Annotated in this window: 14 protein-coding genes; 4 read left to right on the forward strand and 10 right to left on the reverse strand. The window is 68.7% G+C overall.

All coding sequences use genetic code 11. The features are described from left to right. Positions 1 to 2 precede the first annotated feature (2 nt). The 4 genes from BEK98_RS27915 to BEK98_RS27930 form a co-directional block, all read right to left on the reverse strand. Positions 3 to 2,720 (reverse strand): molybdopterin-dependent oxidoreductase, encoded by a 2,718-nt coding sequence (locus BEK98_RS27915; RefSeq protein WP_094219422.1) that lies wholly within the window; start codon positions 2,718 to 2,720, stop codon positions 3 to 5. Next, entirely contained in the window at positions 2,717 to 3,544 is an 828-nt protein-coding gene (locus tag BEK98_RS27920; protein WP_094219423.1) for an FAD binding domain-containing protein, read from the reverse strand. Before BEK98_RS27920 ends, BEK98_RS27915 begins: the two co-directional genes overlap by 4 nt. A gap of 154 nt (positions 3,545 to 3,698) precedes the next feature. Then, on the reverse strand, positions 3,699 to 3,992 hold the full coding sequence (locus tag BEK98_RS27925) for a hypothetical protein (protein ID WP_094219424.1): 294 nt from the start codon (positions 3,990 to 3,992) through the stop codon (positions 3,699 to 3,701). A gap of 51 nt (positions 3,993 to 4,043) precedes the next feature. Next, complete coding sequence (locus BEK98_RS27930; RefSeq protein WP_208643250.1) at positions 4,044 to 5,441, reverse strand: FAD-binding oxidoreductase; 1,398 nt, start codon at positions 5,439 to 5,441, stop codon at positions 4,044 to 4,046. 356 nt (positions 5,442 to 5,797) lie between these two features. Here BEK98_RS27930 and BEK98_RS49610 point away from each other — a divergent pair, with 356 nt between their 5' ends. Continuing rightward, positions 5,798 to 5,995, forward strand: a complete 198-nt coding sequence (locus BEK98_RS49610; RefSeq protein WP_208643255.1) for a hypothetical protein — start codon at positions 5,798 to 5,800, stop codon at positions 5,993 to 5,995. Positions 5,996 to 6,028: 33 nt separating this feature from the next. Here the strand turns inward: BEK98_RS49610 and npdG are convergent, their stop codons facing one another. From npdG to BEK98_RS27965, 6 genes are all read right to left on the reverse strand, one after another. Next, entirely contained in the window at positions 6,029 to 6,730 is a 702-nt protein-coding gene (gene npdG, locus BEK98_RS27940) for an NADPH-dependent F420 reductase (protein ID WP_094219465.1), read from the reverse strand. Then, entirely contained in the window at positions 6,717 to 7,496 is a 780-nt protein-coding gene (locus tag BEK98_RS27945) for a type 1 glutamine amidotransferase (protein ID WP_167444273.1), read from the reverse strand. Before BEK98_RS27945 ends, npdG begins: the two co-directional genes overlap by 14 nt. A 40-nt stretch (positions 7,497 to 7,536) precedes the next feature. Further along, complete coding sequence (locus BEK98_RS27950; RefSeq protein WP_094219426.1) at positions 7,537 to 8,901, reverse strand: pyridoxal phosphate-dependent decarboxylase family protein; 1,365 nt, start codon at positions 8,899 to 8,901, stop codon at positions 7,537 to 7,539. A gap of 93 nt (positions 8,902 to 8,994) precedes the next feature. Beyond that, complete coding sequence (locus tag BEK98_RS27955) at positions 8,995 to 9,843, reverse strand: fumarylacetoacetate hydrolase family protein (RefSeq protein WP_094219427.1); 849 nt, start codon at positions 9,841 to 9,843, stop codon at positions 8,995 to 8,997. Continuing rightward, positions 9,836 to 10,795, reverse strand: coding sequence for a DODA-type extradiol aromatic ring-opening family dioxygenase (locus tag BEK98_RS27960; protein WP_094219428.1), 960 nt, complete (start codon positions 10,793 to 10,795; stop codon positions 9,836 to 9,838). Before BEK98_RS27960 ends, BEK98_RS27955 begins: the two co-directional genes overlap by 8 nt. Further along, positions 10,788 to 12,278 (reverse strand): aldehyde dehydrogenase, encoded by a 1,491-nt coding sequence (locus tag BEK98_RS27965; RefSeq protein WP_094219429.1) that lies wholly within the window; start codon positions 12,276 to 12,278, stop codon positions 10,788 to 10,790. Before BEK98_RS27965 ends, BEK98_RS27960 begins: the two co-directional genes overlap by 8 nt. Positions 12,279 to 12,393: 115 nt before the next feature. On the opposite strand from BEK98_RS27965, the gene BEK98_RS27970 reads away from it, so the two are divergent. The 3 genes from BEK98_RS27970 to BEK98_RS27980 all read left to right on the forward strand — a co-directional run. Then, positions 12,394 to 13,881, forward strand: a complete 1,488-nt coding sequence (locus BEK98_RS27970; RefSeq protein WP_094219430.1) for an aldehyde dehydrogenase — start codon at positions 12,394 to 12,396, stop codon at positions 13,879 to 13,881. Continuing rightward, positions 13,878 to 14,621: a gamma-glutamyl-gamma-aminobutyrate hydrolase family protein gene (locus tag BEK98_RS27975; RefSeq protein WP_094219431.1), complete on the forward strand. Its 744-nt coding sequence runs from the start codon at positions 13,878 to 13,880 to the stop codon at positions 14,619 to 14,621. Before BEK98_RS27970 ends, BEK98_RS27975 begins: the two co-directional genes overlap by 4 nt. 118 nt (positions 14,622 to 14,739) lie before the next feature. Beyond that, on the forward strand, positions 14,740 to 15,256 hold a 517-nt coding region (locus tag BEK98_RS27980; RefSeq protein ID WP_143684164.1), incomplete at its 3' end, for a PAS domain-containing protein.

Raw genomic sequence — 15,256 nt, forward strand, 5'->3', positions numbered from 1 at the left:
GCTCAACCTGCCGACACCGACTGCTCCGCAGGGAGTCGGCCGTAAATGCGTTCCGGAGTCAGCGGCAGCGCACGGTAGCGGACGCCCGTGGCGTCATGCACCGCGTTCGCGAGCGCGGGGGCGACCGGGTTGATACAGCACTCCGCCATTCCCTTCGCCCGCATCGGCCCCACCGAATCCGCCGAGTCCACCAGGAGGACCTCGGTACGGGGGATGTCGGCGTAGGTGGGGATGCGGTAGTTCCGGAGGTTCGGGTTGACCATGACGCCGTTGTCGTCGACGTGATGGTTCTCGGTCAGCGCGAAGCCGATGCCCTGGGCGACACCGCCCTCCACCTGTCCCCGGACCTGCGCCGGGTTGATGATCACCCCGGCGTCCGCCGCATGCACGCTGTACAGGATCCGTATCTCACCCGTCACGCGGTGCACGGCGACCCGGAACCCCTGCGTGTTGGAGGTCACGCTCCGGGGCGAGCCGTACGCCTTGCGTGCGGCGGTGAAACGGATTCCACGCGCCCGGGCCAGCGCGACGAGTTCGGCCAGCGACACCCGCCGGTCCCCGCAGACGACACCGTCGTCGTCCATCGTGCACATCACGACATGGACGCCCGTGTGCGCCGCGGCGAAGTGCAGGATGCGGTCGCGCACGGCGTTGGCCGCCCGCAGGACCGCGTTGCCCGCCACGAAGAGGCCGGCGCTGGCAAAGGCACCGGTGTCGAATCCCGTGCGGTCGGTGTCGGACTGCACCAGACGGATCCGCGACGGCGTCGTGCCCAGCTGGTTGGCCGCGATCTGGACATGGGCCGTGGACGTTCCCTCCCCGAACTCGGCGGTCCCGACAGCCAGTTCGTAGAGGAGATCGTCGCCCAGCGTGACCCAGGCCTCGGAGAGGTGTTCCGTCGGGGGCGCGGTCTCGTGCAGCGAACTCGCCACGCCGGCACCGACGAGCCACGCGGGGCCAGGGGGCGGCCGGTCGGCCGTACGGGCCAGGGCCTCGCCCACCAGGTCGATGCACTTGGCGAGTCCGTCCTCGGTGAAGATCACGTCGTCCGGGCCGTCGTGCAGGGCGACCAGGGGCTCACCCGGCCGCACGATGTTGCGTCGGCGCAGTTCCAGCGGGTCGAGGTGAAGGGCGCGGGCCAGTTCGTCCATCGCCGACTCCACCGCGAACGCCGGCTGCGTCATCCCGTAACCTCGCAGCGCCCCGCTCGGCACGGTGTTCGTGTAGACGGAGTACGCGTCGTACCTCTTGTTGGGGCAGCGGTAGATCATGACGGCGGCTCCGCCCGCGTACACCGTTTCGCCGCCGTGGTTGCCGTAGGCGCCCGTGTTCGACACGTTGCGTACCTGGACGGCGGTGAGCGTTCCGTCGGCCTTCGCGCCGAGCTTGACCGTCAGGGCCATCGGATGCCTCGGCGAGGCCGTGGTGAACTCCTCCTCACGGGTGTACTCCAGACAGGTGGGCCGCCCGGTGTCCAGGGTGGCGAGCGCGACCAGGTCCTCCGCGATCACCTCCTGCTTGCCGCCGAATCCACCGCCGACGCGCTTGCAGAACACCCTCACCTGGTCCGGGCGCAGCGCGAACAGGTACTCCAGTTTGACCTTCGCGATCGACGGTGACTGCGAACTGGTACGGACGTTCAGCCGGCCGTCCTCCATCCATGCGATCGAGCCGTGGGTCTCCAGATGCGCGTGCTGCACCCGCGGGGAGAAGTACGTGCCTTCGTGGATCACGTCGGCCGCGGCGAATCCCGCGTCGACGTCGCCGATGTGCGAGTGGAGTTCGAGCAGGATGTTGTGGACGGGGTCGCGGACGAACGGATCGTCGGAGCCGTGCAGCTGGGGTGCGCCGTCGGCCATCGCCGCCTCGGGGTCGAACACCGCCGGCAGCACCTCGTACTCGACCGCGAGACGCCGGCAGCCCTCCTCGGCCGCCCCGACCGTGTCGGCCAGGACCGCGGCAACGCGCTGGCCGGCGAAGCGGACCGTGTCGTCGAGGATGTAGGTGTCGTCCGGGTCGACCAGGTGGTCGGTGTGGATCGCCGTGGTGAAGCGTCTGCGGGGTACGTCGTCCCAGGTGTAGACCCGGTGCACGCCGGGCAGCGCGAGGGCGGCGCTCTTGTCGATCGAGAGGATCCGGGCGTGTGCGTGGGGGGAGTGCAGCACCTTGAGGTGCAGCATGCCGTCGATGTGCGTGTCCATGGTGAACTCGGCGTGACCCGTCACCACGTCGTGGCCCGCGGGCGCGCCGACGCTCGTCCCGACGGCCTTGCCCGGTGCTGCCGTCTCCACCGCGCTGACGCCCTTCACGGCGTCCTCGATCGCCCGGTATCCGGTGCAGCGGCAGAGGTTGCCCTTCAACGCCCGTGGCAGATCCGCCTTCTGGTCCTCGGTGAAGGTCGCCGACGTCATGATCATCCCTGCGGTGCAGAAACCGCACTGGAACCCCGGCGCCTCCTCGAACTGCCGCTGCACGGGATGCAGGGCGCCGGGCTTTCCCAGGCCCTCGATCGTGGTCACCTCACGGCCGTCCGCGCGGAACGCGGGGGTGATGCAGCTGTGTACCGGTACGCCGTCCAGCCACACCGTGCAGGCGCCGCAGTCGCCCGCGTCGCACCCCTTCTTGACGCCGAAGTGGCCGAGTTCGCGCAGGAAGGTGCGCAGGCACTGGCCGGGGGCCGGCTCCCGGTCGAATCTCTTGCCGTTGACGATGTAGCTCATGCCAGGTCCCCAGCCATGAGTTCGCGGCAGATCTCTTCGGCGAAGTGCCGGGTCAGATGCCGACGGTGGTCAGGGGTCCCGTTGGGATCGGCGAACCAGACGTCGGCCGGCACGGCGTCGATGCTCTGCCGCAGGGTTCGAACATCGGGCAAGGAGGCGAAGGCGATGCGGACCGGCCGCGTGGTGCCGGCGGTGACGGTGAGCAACAGGTCACTCGCCCCCAGCCGTTGCGTGCCGACGAGGAACACCGTCGAACGGCCGAGCCGGGTCAGCGTGAAGCGACGGTGCGCGGTGCGTTTGCGCAGCGCGTGCTCCGGAATGGTGATGCGCCGAAGGAGTTCCCCGGGCGCGAGAACGTTGCGGTGGTCGCCCGTGACGAAATCGAGGGCGTCGACGAAGCGCACGGAGCCATCGGGCGCCCATAGTTCGTACTGCGCCTCCAGCGCGACCGTCAACGTGATCATCGGGCCGGCGGGCAGGGACATGCAGATGTTTCCGCCGACGGTCGCCGCGTTCCAGACCTTGAACGAGGACAGGAACGCCTCGCAGCTTTCCCGGAAGAGAATTCCGGCGGTCCAGCCCTCCGGCCACGGGGAGGCGTACAGGTCGCGAATGGTGCATGTGGCGCTGATCTCCAGGCCCTTGTCCGTCAGAACAAGGGGCTCCCAACGCAACGCCGTCAGGTCGATCAGCCGTCGCAGGTCCGGCTGCTCCGTGGAAAAGAGCCACGTTCCGCCTGCGAGCCAGGCGTCGCCCTCGCGCCAGTCCGTGCCTGGCCGCTCGGACGGTCGCCGGATTACTTCGGTGATGGTGTTGAGGTCCATGAAAACCGACCCCTGGCGCTGTTGGAGTTGATCTTCTCCCGCCTTGTTACAGCTTATCCCAGTATGCGAATGAGGGCCCGGTCAAGGGCAGCCGAAAGTAGCCGGCTCATCCCGGACAGTCACCACCGAACCGGCACCGCATCCTGGGACTCGATCAATCCGAATTGTCGACGATCTCGGCGATCTGCACGAACTCTATGGATGGCGCCACGCCGTACAGGTCAGTTACTCGCCCGCGCAATTCCTCAGTGAAGAACCGCGCTGCCTCTTCTTTCGATTCCCAGACATAGAAGTTGACCGCCTGCCGCCGCTCCTCATCAAAGGTGAAGAACTTGAACCGCAAGCCTGGCATGCCTTCGAACATGCCACGCGCGTTCTCGGCGACGTTGATAATCCGTGAGCGATCGAAGTCGCCGGGGTAGGAGAAAGTAACGGTGACACCTATCACGAGTTCTCCCTACGCAGTACGAGAAGATCACTTACATACGAGGTCGGCCGGTCACGAAGTGGCGGGTGGGATGTTTTGGTTGGCCTGGAAGAAGTTGTCGGGGTCGTACGTGTGCTTGATCGCGGCGAGCCGGTCGTAGTGGTCGCGGTACGTTCCCCGGACCCGGTCGGCGCTCTCCTCCTCGCCAAGGAAGTTGATGTACGCGCCGCCCATGGAATAGGGGTGCAGGTCGCTCCAGTAGTCGACGCACCACTGGCGGATCAGGTCGGCGTTGGCGGGCTCGGGGTCGATACCCGCGATGACGCCGGACCACGTGGCATGCCGGTAGGCCCAGGCCGTGTCGCCGGCGTCGACACGGCGGGTGGCCCCGTCGACCGGGTACAGGTGCATCGTGGACAGGCCGGTGGGGAGGTTCTGGCCGTACTGCTCGTGTACGGCGATGGCGTCGTCGGGGATGGCGTCGAAGAAGTCGCCGCGCCAGTACCACTGCAGCCCCTTCGGCATCAGCCCGTCGAACATGCTCTGCAGAGCGGGGTAGGGCATGGGGGTGGTGAAGTGGAATGCCGGCGGCCCAGGCGTGTTCACGACGGTCAGCGTCTTCTCCAGGCGGTCCCCTTCCAGGTCGCCTGTGTAGCACCACACCACGCCGCACACCTTCCGCCCGTGGATCGGCTCGGGGAAGGGCGGCGCGGGCGGAACCGTCAGCAGGGCGAAGAATCCGGTGAGCTCCTGGGGCGCGGCGGGCAGGAACTCCCTGTACCACTGGAGCACTTCGCGGGTGCGGTCGACGGGCCAGACGGTCAGCGCGACGCCGACGGTGTCCACGGGGTGCAACCGGAACGTGAACGACGTGACCACGCCGAAGTTGCCGCCGCCGCCCCGCAGAGCCCACAACAGGTCCGGGTGGTCGTTCTCCGACGCGGTGACGGACGTGCCGTCGGCGAGGACCACGTCGGCGGACAGCAGATTGTCGATGGTCAGGCCGTACCTGCGGGTCAGATGCCCGTGCCCGCCGCCGAGGGTGAGACCGCCGACTCCCGTGGTCGACACGATCCCGGCCGGAGTGGCCAGGCCGAAGGTGTGGGTCGCGTGGTCGAGGTCGCCCAACTGGCTTCCGCCACCCACCCGCGCGGTCCTCGTCTCCTGGTCGACGTCCACCCAGCGCATCGGCGTCAGGTCAAGCGTGAGCGCGTCATCGACCAGGCACAGCCCCGGACCGCTGTGTCCGCCGCCGCGCACCGCCAGCTCCACTCCGGCGTCCTGGGCGAAGGAGAGCACGGTCCGTACGTCCGCCACGTCGACGCACCCGGCAATCGCGGCTGGCCGCCGGTCGATCATGGCGTTGTAGATGCCGCGGGCCTCGTCGTAGCCGGGGTCTCCCGGTGCGAGGACGGGTCCCCGCAGCGCCCCACGCAGACTCTCAAGAGCCGGTCCGTTGATACCGCCCATGGTTGAACACCCCTTTTCACGCGCGCGGCGCGCGCAGACGAGCGCGAGGGCGACGTCCGGGCGGGCTGCGGAGCGTGAAACGCGGATCCGTATGCGCCTGTGCCGAAGACGGGCAGGGTGAACACCCCACCAGCAATATTGTCCGTCTGCCCGCCATGTCCCGCACGTTGACCGTCGGGGCCCGAACGACGCCGCATGGTGGAGGTCCCACGACGGCACCGACACCGCCTCCATGGTGGCCGCACGCACTCCCACGCTCAGAACTATGGTGCCCCACCACATACGCCTCCGATCTGCCCGTTCCTACGGTGTGGCGACACGCAAACGTCCCCGTCGAACGCCAGGAAGTGGTGCCGATGTCCTCCCCCGCGACCGCTCCACCAGCCCCGCCCAACCTCCCCCGCATCGTCGCCGCCAGTCTCATCGGCACCACCATCGAGTGGTACGACAACTCGTCCGATCAGAGCTACGACCTGCTGTTCTCTCGGCATCGCCCCTCCGAGGTCAGCACCAAACCAGCACCGGAAAGCAGTGAGCCGCACGAGGCTGCGTGACGGCGGTGTTCCTGCCGACCGAGGGCCAATGCCTCAGACATCCGTGACCCTCAGACCCGCGTGAGCCCGGTAGCGGCGGTTCACCGAGATCAGGTTCGCGGTCAGTGACTCCACCTGGTGGGCATTGCGCAGCCGACCGGCGAATATTCCCCGCATGCCAGGGATGCGACAGGCCAGAGCCTGGGCGATGTCAGTGGCCGCGCGCGAGTCCCCGAGCACCATGACGTCCGTGTCTATCTGCTCTGCCTCCCCGTCCAACAGCAGCCTCGCGGAAACGTGGTGGAAGGCGGCCGTGACGTGCGAGTCCGGCAGCAGAGCAGCGGCCTCCTGGGCGGCACTTCCCTCGTCGGGTTTCAGGGCGTGGGCGCCTTGCTTGTCGAAGCCAAGCGGATTGACGCAGTCGATGACTACCTTGCCTGCAAGCGCCCTACGGGTGGACTGCAGGATGGCGCGGTGGCCGTCCCAGGGGACCGCGATGATCACGATGTCGCCGGCCGCGGCGGCAGCGGCGTTGTCGGCTCCACGGACGCCCAGGCCCAGCTCGGCGGCGACAGCTTCGGCGCGTTCGACGCTCCGCGAGCCGATCACCACCCGCTGCCCCGCTTTGGCCAGCCGGTAAGCCAGACCACTGCCCAGGTCGCCGGTTCCGCCGAGAACACCGACGGTCAAACTCGACACATCGGGGAGATCATGCTCTCCGCGTGAGATTTCGGTCGCTCCATCAGGTGCCGTCATGTCCATTCCCGTTTCTTTCGATCTCGGCCGGATGAGATGTGGGTGCCGGTCGCGCCGGGGAACTGTCGGAGTGTGGCAGTGCCAGGAAGGCGTCGACCAGCAGGTGTGCCCGCAGCTGGGCAGCCGGGGCCTCCTCGCGCGTGTGAGCGAGTAGCTCACCAAGGTCCAGGCCGAGCTTGCTCGCCATGGCATCGCCACCATGGGCGAGCCATGCCGCCAGCGTCTCCGGGGTGAGCTCGGGGTGGAACTGGACACCCATGCTGCGGCCGTGCACGAACGCCTGGGAAGCCACGTCGTTGCGGGCGATCTCGCGCGCCCCGGGCGGAAGTACCCATCGATCACCATGGAACTGGAACCAGGGGCCGTCCGGTACGAGCCAGCGCGCGTCGGTGTGGATGCTGGTCCAACCGAGCTCGAAGCGCGGCGATCGTTCGACTCGGCCGCCGAGTGCGGTCGCCAGCGCTTGGCCGCCGAAGCAGATGCCCAGTACCGGGATCCCACGGGCGTGCGCCGACTCCAGCAGTGTCAGTTCGGGTGCGATCCACGGTCCGATCAGGTCTGTGTGATCCACCGACCAGGGCGCCCCCAGGGCGACGACCAGATCGAAATCCTCCACTTCGGGGAAGGTGCATCCGACGCCAGGATCGGTGAAGCGCGATTCGGGGACAACGAGCAACTCGTCGAGGACGTAGCCTCGTTGGGCGAGCCTCTCCCCCACGTAGCCCGGTGTGGACAGGTGGTCGTGCTTGATGATCAGTGCCCGCACAGGCGGCCTCCTTTGCATCGCTTGTCGGCTCTGCCGGTGATCAGGACCGCGCGAGTTCTACAAGCCGGGCGTGCAAGTGGTCCACGTACCCCTCGGACTCGGGCTTCATCAGTACGCTGCGGAGGCTCCGAGCTCCGTCCGCATCTGCGGCAACCTTCGGGTGACGGGTGGTCAAGGCATCCGCTGAGACACGGAGCGTGCTGAGGAACACCGGGTCCTCGGTGTCATTCATGCCCGCGTGCAGGATCCTGGCGCCGGCTTCGTCGATCCGGGTCAGAGCCTTTGGATCCGTCACGGGGAAGTAGCTGACGATGTCGAGCTCCGGGGCCTGGTAGAGCTCCAGGTGCTCCGACTCCTCGATCAGTCCCGCCCAGTGCACCGCCGCCCTGCGGCCGGCGGCCAGCACCTCGCCGAGCCCGTCTCGGGTTGGCGGCAGGATCTGGAACGTGAGCCAGAGCGCGGCGGCTGCCGCGCCGGACCGCGAGCACTCGAGGCTTATCTCGCCGAGGTGCAGCTCTTCGGAGGTGAAGTAGGTGTAGGGCGAGTCGTGGAGGTAGAACCGGCCCACCTCCGGGTCCCGGAACAGGATGGCCCCGCAGCCGTAGGGTTGGAGGCCGTGCTTGTGCGGGTCGACCACGATCGAGTCGCACTGTGCGATGGCACGCCAGGGAGCCTCGGGCAGTCCCTCGGGACCTTCCGCGCCGGCCAGCAGGGTGAAGAAGCCTCCGTAGGCGGCGTCCACGTGGATGCGCACGCCATAGCGCTCGCGCAGGGCGAGGGCCTCGTGGATGGGCTCGACCGCCCCGAGGCCGGTGGTGCCCGCGGTAAGCACGACGGTGCCGATGTTCCCCACGCCCAGAAGATCCTCCAGGGCGTCGAAATCCATCCGGCCGTGGTCGTCGACCGGGACCGGATGGCCTTCCATCCCCAGGACGCCGCACATCCGGCCGTGTGTGTAGTGCGCCTCGGCGCTGTACGCGACGCCGCGCCTGGGGTGGGTCTCGCGGGCTACGAAGAGGGCTTCCAGATTGGCAATCGTCCCGCTGGTGGTGAGGTGGCCGAGATGCGAGTCGTAGCCGAACATGTCGGCCAACTGCTGGACCACCTCGTGTTCCATCCGGGCCGTGGCCGGGCCGCCGTCCAGGGCGTGGTTGTTGGGGTTGATGAGCGCAGCGGTGAGGTATCCGACGATCGCGGCCGGGTGCGGTGGCTTGAGCATCTGGCCGGCGTAACGCGGGTGGAAGAAGGGGCAGTTGTCCTTCAGGCGCTCGGCGAATTCCCGGAATACCGCAGCGAACCGGGCGTCGTCGACCTCCAGCGCCGGGTGCGTGGCGCAGGGGCCGAAGCCGGCGGACCAGTCCTCGTTCGAGACCACAGCCTCGCCGAGCCAGAATCCGAGGTCCACAGGGGTTCACTCCTGACTGTTCGACGGAGGGGCATGTCCATTTGCGAGCCCGGTGCCGACCTGTCAGACGGGTCGGCACCGGAGTGTGGAGAGTCAGGTCCGCTGGGGCGCTCGGATGCCCCGGAACTCCCAGTCGCCGCCCAGGGCGGTGGACAGGACCTCTTCGGAGGCGGTGGGCTGGGCACCGCAGTCGTCGCGTACGGGCACCGGTCCGGTGACGATGTGGTTGGTAAGGCGTCCGAGCCCCTCGACCTCCACCTCGACGACGTCGCCGGGCTGCACCGGCCGGGAGTTGGCGGGGGTGCCGGACAGCAGGACGTCACCGGGGTACAGGGTGATCGTGCGGGCGATGTCGGCGACGAGGTAGTGCATGTCCCACTCCATCTCGTCGGTGGAGCCGTCCTGGACCACCTCGCCGTTGACGTAGGTGCGCAGCCGCTTGCCCCGGAAGTCCCAGTCGGTGACGAGCCCCGGGCCGAGCGGGCAGAGCGTGTCCGAGCCCTTGACGCGGAGCATGGATCCGGCGTCGGTGTCCCGGAAGTCGTGCAGGCCGTAGTCGTTGGCGATGGTGTATCCGGCGATGTAGTCCCCGGCTTCGGCGGGAGAGACATTGCGGCAGGTGCGGCCGATGACGATGGCCACTTCGCCCTCGTAGTTGAGGTACATGCAGCCGTCCGGCCGGACGATCGCGCCGCCGTGTGCGTTGAGCGCGGAGGTCGGCTTGTGGAAGTAGGTGGGCGCGGGCGGCAGTGAGGTGGCGAACTCCTCGACCCGGCTGCGATGGTTGAGGTGGACGGCGACGACCTTGGAAGGGACAACCGGCGGAAGGTGGTGTGCCTCGGCGATCTTCACGCGTCGTCCGTCGGCGGCGACCAGTTCGTCGCCTTCACGGATGACCTCGAAGACCGCGCCGTCGAGGAGTATGCGGCGGTACTCAGGCATGGAGGGGTGCCTCCTCGTCATGGTGGGGGTCGACGTGGTGGTGGATGTCGTGGCGCAGGGCGCCGGTTGAGCGCGGGGCCGTCCAGCCGCCCGCGGGCCGGTCGAACCACAGGTGGACCTGTCCGGTACCGACCGAGTTCTCGTACTTGCTGAACAGGCGGCCCGGAGCCGTCAGGTGCTCCTCGCCGAGGGCGCCGGCCATCATCAGGTAGTGGCCGAAGCGGGCCTCGGGCTTGTGCTTCAGGAAGTCCGGCATGGTCTTCAGCACCCGGTCGTGGCGGCCCTGTTGGAACCACTCGATGCGTTCGAGGTCGGCGTCACGCGCCTCGGGGGTGAAGACGTGCTCGGGGTCGCTGGCCTCGTGGTCGCGGATCTCGCGCAGCGGCCAGAAGGTGTGCGACAACGCGCCGGAGGCGATGAGCAGCACCTTGCGGTCGGCGGCGGCGATGGCATCGCCGAGCGCGCGACCGAGCCGCAGGTGGTCCTCGGTGTCTCCGGTCTGGCACACCCCGATGGAGACCCAGCGTTTACCCTCGACGCCCAGGTACTTCCAGAGGTTGACAGTGGCGTAGTAGATCGGGAGGTACTGGTCGTCGATCGGGGTGATCCAGGTACCGTGTTTGTCGGCCTGGGCGGCGATCGCGTGGGCGAGTGCGGGGTCGCCGGGGAAGTCGTAGGGGATGCGGCACATCCCCCGCGGCAGTTCTTCCGAGGTGAACAGCCCCGCGCGGCGGTCGTGTGCGGTGACGACGAACTCGACAGTGGTGGCCCAGTGGGAGTCGAGCAGCACCACGGTGTCGTAGTCGGCCGATTCGAAGACCTCGCGGCGCAGTTGCTCCAACCCGCCGACAAGGGTGGTGTCCTGGCCGTGGTTGAGCTCCCGGCGAGCGGCCTCGGGGAGCATGATCGTGGGTACGTGTGCGAGCAGGCCGGCGCCGACGATCTCACCCATGGGTGTGCCATCCCTTCGGCGCGGTCACGGTGTTCTTGACGTCGCAGTAGAAGTCGAAGCTCCAGGTGCCGCCCTCGCGCCCGATGCCGGACTGGCGGGACCCGCCGAAGGGGGCCTGGAGGTCACGGACGAAGAAGCAGTTGACCCAGACCGTTCCTGCAACGAGCCGCTCGCTGACGCGCGTGGCGCGCTCGGTATCGCCCGTGGCGAGAGTGGCGGCGAGGCCGAAGCGGGTGCCGTTGGCCAGCTCGACGGCCTCGTCCTCGGTGGCGAAGGTCTGAAGGGTGAGGACGGGCCCGAAGACCTCCTCGGTGACGATCTCCGCGTCCGGGGCGACATCCGTCAGGAGGGTGGGCTGGTAGTAGAGCCCGCCCAGGTGGTAGTTGGGGCTGCCGCCGAGCAGCACCGTCGCTCCGTCGTCGATCGCGTTCAGGACGAAGCCGTTGATGCGCTCGACATGGTCGCGGTGGATGTTCGGGCCGATGTCCGTGGCCTCGTCGCGCGGGTCGCCCTGCTTGAGTTTCCGGGCCCGCGTGAGGAAGCGGGCGGTGAACTCCTCGGCGATGCTCTCCTCGACCAGCAGCCTGGTGGCCGCGAGGCAGACCTGCCCGGCGTTGTCGTACTGCTCGATCGCGAGGTCCACGGCGAGGTCCAGGTCGGCGTCGGCGAAGACCAGCAACGGTGATTTGCCGCCGAGCTCCAGGCTGACCGGGACCAGATTGGCCGCCGCAGCGGCGGCGATGTGGCGGGCCGTCGGTACCGAGCCGGTGAAGCTGATCCGGGCCACTCCAGGGTCGGAGACAAGAGCGGCGCCGACCTCTTCCCCGTAGCCCTGGACGACGTTGAGCACTCCGGCGGGCAGCCCCGCCTCGGCCGCGATGTCGGCGAGCAGCGACGCCGTGAGGGGCGACCATTCGGCGGGCTTGAGGACCACGGTGTTCCCCGCCGCGAGTGCCGGGGCGACCTTCCAGGTGGCGAGCATCAGCGGCGCGTTCCACGGCGTGATGAGGGCACAGACACCCGCCGGGTCCCAGGAGACGTGGTTGGTGTGGCCGCGTGTCTCGAAGTCCTCGTGGTCCAGGGTGAGAAGCCAGTCGGCGAAGAAGCGGAAGTTGTGCGCCACCCGGGGCATCACGCCGCGCCGGTGGGACCGCAGGAGCGCCCCATTGTCGGCGGTCTCGACGACGGCCAGCTCCTCGATGCGCTTCTCGATGCCGTCGGCGATGGCGTGGAGGATGCGCGCTCGCTCTTCGCGTGAGGTCGCGGCCCACGCCGGGAACGCGGAGCGCGCCGCTGCCACAGCCTGGGCCGCCTCGGCGGCGCCACCGCGGGCGATCTCGGCGAGTGAGCCACCGTCGATCGGTGAGGTGGTGGTGAAGGTGTCGGCGGACGCCACCCGCTCGCCGCCTATCCAGTGGCGGGTGTCGACGGCGACGCCGGCGACTCTCGCCTCGGTCGCGTCTGTGTCGCGCCGTAGGGACATGTCGTAGCCTCCAGATTTCGTTTGGCTCCAAACAAGCTAGCCGGGCCCGAAGGGGCTGGTCAATACCTTCAAGACGTGTATCGTTTGAGTCCAAACGTAATCGCTGGAGGGCTCCATGCCACCTGCCACCCATGAAGAATGGCTGACCTTGGCGGCACGTCTCACGCCGCCCGTTCACCACCTGATCGACGCAACCGACGCCCCTGGAGAAGCCGGGAGCTTCCCGGTGGTCTCGCCCCGTGACGGACAGGTCCTGGCCGAGGTCGCCGACGCGAGCGCCGCCGACGTGGACCGAGCGGTCGCCTCCGCACGTCGCGCCTTCGACCACGGCCCCTGGCCTCGCCTGTCGCCGACAGAGCGGGGTCGCATACTGCAGCGCTTCGCCGACCTGGTCGAGGAGCACCGCGCCGAACTGGCCCTGCTGGTAAGCCTGGAGATGGGCAAGCCCGTCACCGAGGCGTACGGCATCGAGCTGCGGGCCGTGATCAACACCCTGCGTTACTACGGGGAACTCGCCGACAAGCTGTCCGACGAGGCCCCTCAGACGCACAGCGACGCGCTGGCCCTGGTCACCCGGGAGCCGATCGGCGTGGTGGCCGCGATCGTGCCGTGGAACTTCCCCCTCACCCTCGGCACCTGGAAGATCGCTCCCGCGCTCGCGGCGGGCTGCACCGTCGTCCTCAAGCCCTCCGAGCAGACGCCGCTCTCCGCACTGCGGCTCGGGCGTCTCGCCCTCGAGGCCGGTGTCCCCGACGGTGTGCTCAACGTGATCACGGGCCAGGGCCGAGCCGCCGGAAAGGCCCTCGGCCTGCACCCCGACGTCGACGTGCTCGCCTTCACCGGCTCCACCGCCGTCGGCCGCCACTATCTGCGCTACGCCGCCGACTCCAACCTCAAGCGGGTCTGGCTGGAGCTCGGTGGCAAGTCGCCCAACATCATCTTCCCCGACGCACCCGACCTGAACGAGGCCGCAGCCACCGCCGCGTGGGGGATCTTCTTCAACGCCGGCGAGATGTGCACCGCCCCCTCCCGCCTGCTCGTCCATTCCACCATCGCCGAGCAGGTCATCGACGTGATCGTCGAACGTGCCGGCACGCTGCTGGTGGGCGACCCTCTCGACCCGAACACCGAGATGGGGCCGATCGCCACTGCCCGCCAGCGCGACACCGTTCTCGCCCACATCGACAGCGCGAAGCAGGACGGCGCCCGTCTGCGGACCGGCGGATCGCCGCTGCCCCACCCCGGCGGCCTGCACCTGAAGCCCACCGTCTTCGACCAGGTCACCCCCGACATGAGGATCGCCCGTGAGGAAGTCTTCGGGCCCGTCCTGGCCGTAATGACCTTCGACACCACGGAACAGGCCGTTGCACTCGCCAACGACAGCGACTACGGGCTGGCAGCCGGGGTGTGGACCAGCGACCTGAGCACCGCCCACCAGGTCTCCCGGCAGCTGAAGGCCGGCACCGTGTGGGTCAACTGCTACGAGGAGGGCGGCCTCAACGTCCCCTTCGGCGGCTACAAGCAGTCCGGCAACGGCCGTGACAAGTCCGCCCACGCCCTGGAGAAGTTCACCGAGCTCAAGACCACCTGGATCCGGCTGTGACGCGCCGCCCGCTGATCGCCGTACCGGCACGTTTCTCCGCCTCCGCAGCAGCGCTGCGCTACGCCGCCGAAGTCAACGCCCGCGCCTTGATCGAGGCTGTCTACCGCGCGGGCGGCGAACCGTTGACCATGCACCCGCACGCTCCCGGAGGCCATGCCGACCCGGACGAGATCGCCCGCCGCCTGGAGCGCTGCGACGGGCTCCTGCTGCCCGGGGGCGGCGATCTCGCCCCCAGCCGCTACGAGGCCGCCGAGGCCCACGCATCCGTCTACGACGTGGACGACGAGCAGGACGCCTTCGACCTCGCCCTCGCCCGTCACGCCCTGGACACCGGACTGCCCGTGCTCGCGATCTGCCGCGGGCTGCAGGTGGTCAACACTGCCCTCGGTGGCACGCTCCGCCAGACGATGGGCGGCCCCGAGACGGACCACCGCCCTCGTATGCACCCGATCGCGATCGCAGCCGGTTCGCTGCTGGCAGGAGTCCTCGGGGTGGAGAAGGCCCAGATCTCCTGCTATCACCACCAGTGCCTGGACCGCGTCGGCGCCGGACTGAGCGTCATCGCCACCGCCGACGACGGCACGGTCGAGGCCGTGGAGCGGCCTGGCGCCGCAGGGTGGTTCCTCGGCGTGCAGTGGCACCCTGAGGACACCGCGCCGCACGACCCCTCTCAACAGGAACTTTTCGCCGCCCTCATCGCGGCAGCTTGCCGCCCGGCAGGGCTGTTCGCCCGACGATAGAATTGCAGCCGAGTTGATGGTTCGACCAGCGATACAGGCTGCTTCCCTCGATGCGGCCGCGGAACCCACCGGGGCATGGCACATCAGAGTGCCACGAGTCGCGGAGTGGGGGTGACACATGCGCGACGCCCCGTTCCATGACGCCCTCGACAATCTCCCCGAAGCGGAGGTCGAGGCATACGTCACCGTCGACGCGGACGGCGCGGTGACGAGCTGGAGTCCCGGCGCCCAGCAGCTGCTCGGCTACGCGGCGGACGAGATACGCGGGCAGCACGGAACCGACCTCCTGTACGAGCAGAGCGACGCCGCCCGACTAGCCGAACGCTGCCGGGCGGGGCAGGCAGCCACCCTTGGCCGGGTATCCCTGAGGCATCGGGACGGCAGGCAGGTCGAGGCCGTACTGCGGGCTCAGCCCCTGGTGCCCACCACCGGTGAACCGCAATGGCTCGTCCTGGCGCAGAGCGCGGACGCCGTACGACGGCAGAATCTCGGCCGCGCGCTGTTGCGGGGCCTGTTCACCGAGTCACCTTTCCACATCGACGTGTTCGATGCCCAACTGCGCTTCGTCGCGCAGAACGCGCGACGCTTGACGGGCTTCCGGGACCAGGACGTCATCGGGCGCACCATGCGGGAGG

The sequence above is a fragment of the Streptomyces diastatochromogenes genome, from assembly GCF_002242805.1.
Classification (GTDB): Bacteria; Actinomycetota; Actinomycetes; order Streptomycetales; family Streptomycetaceae; genus Streptomyces; species Streptomyces diastatochromogenes.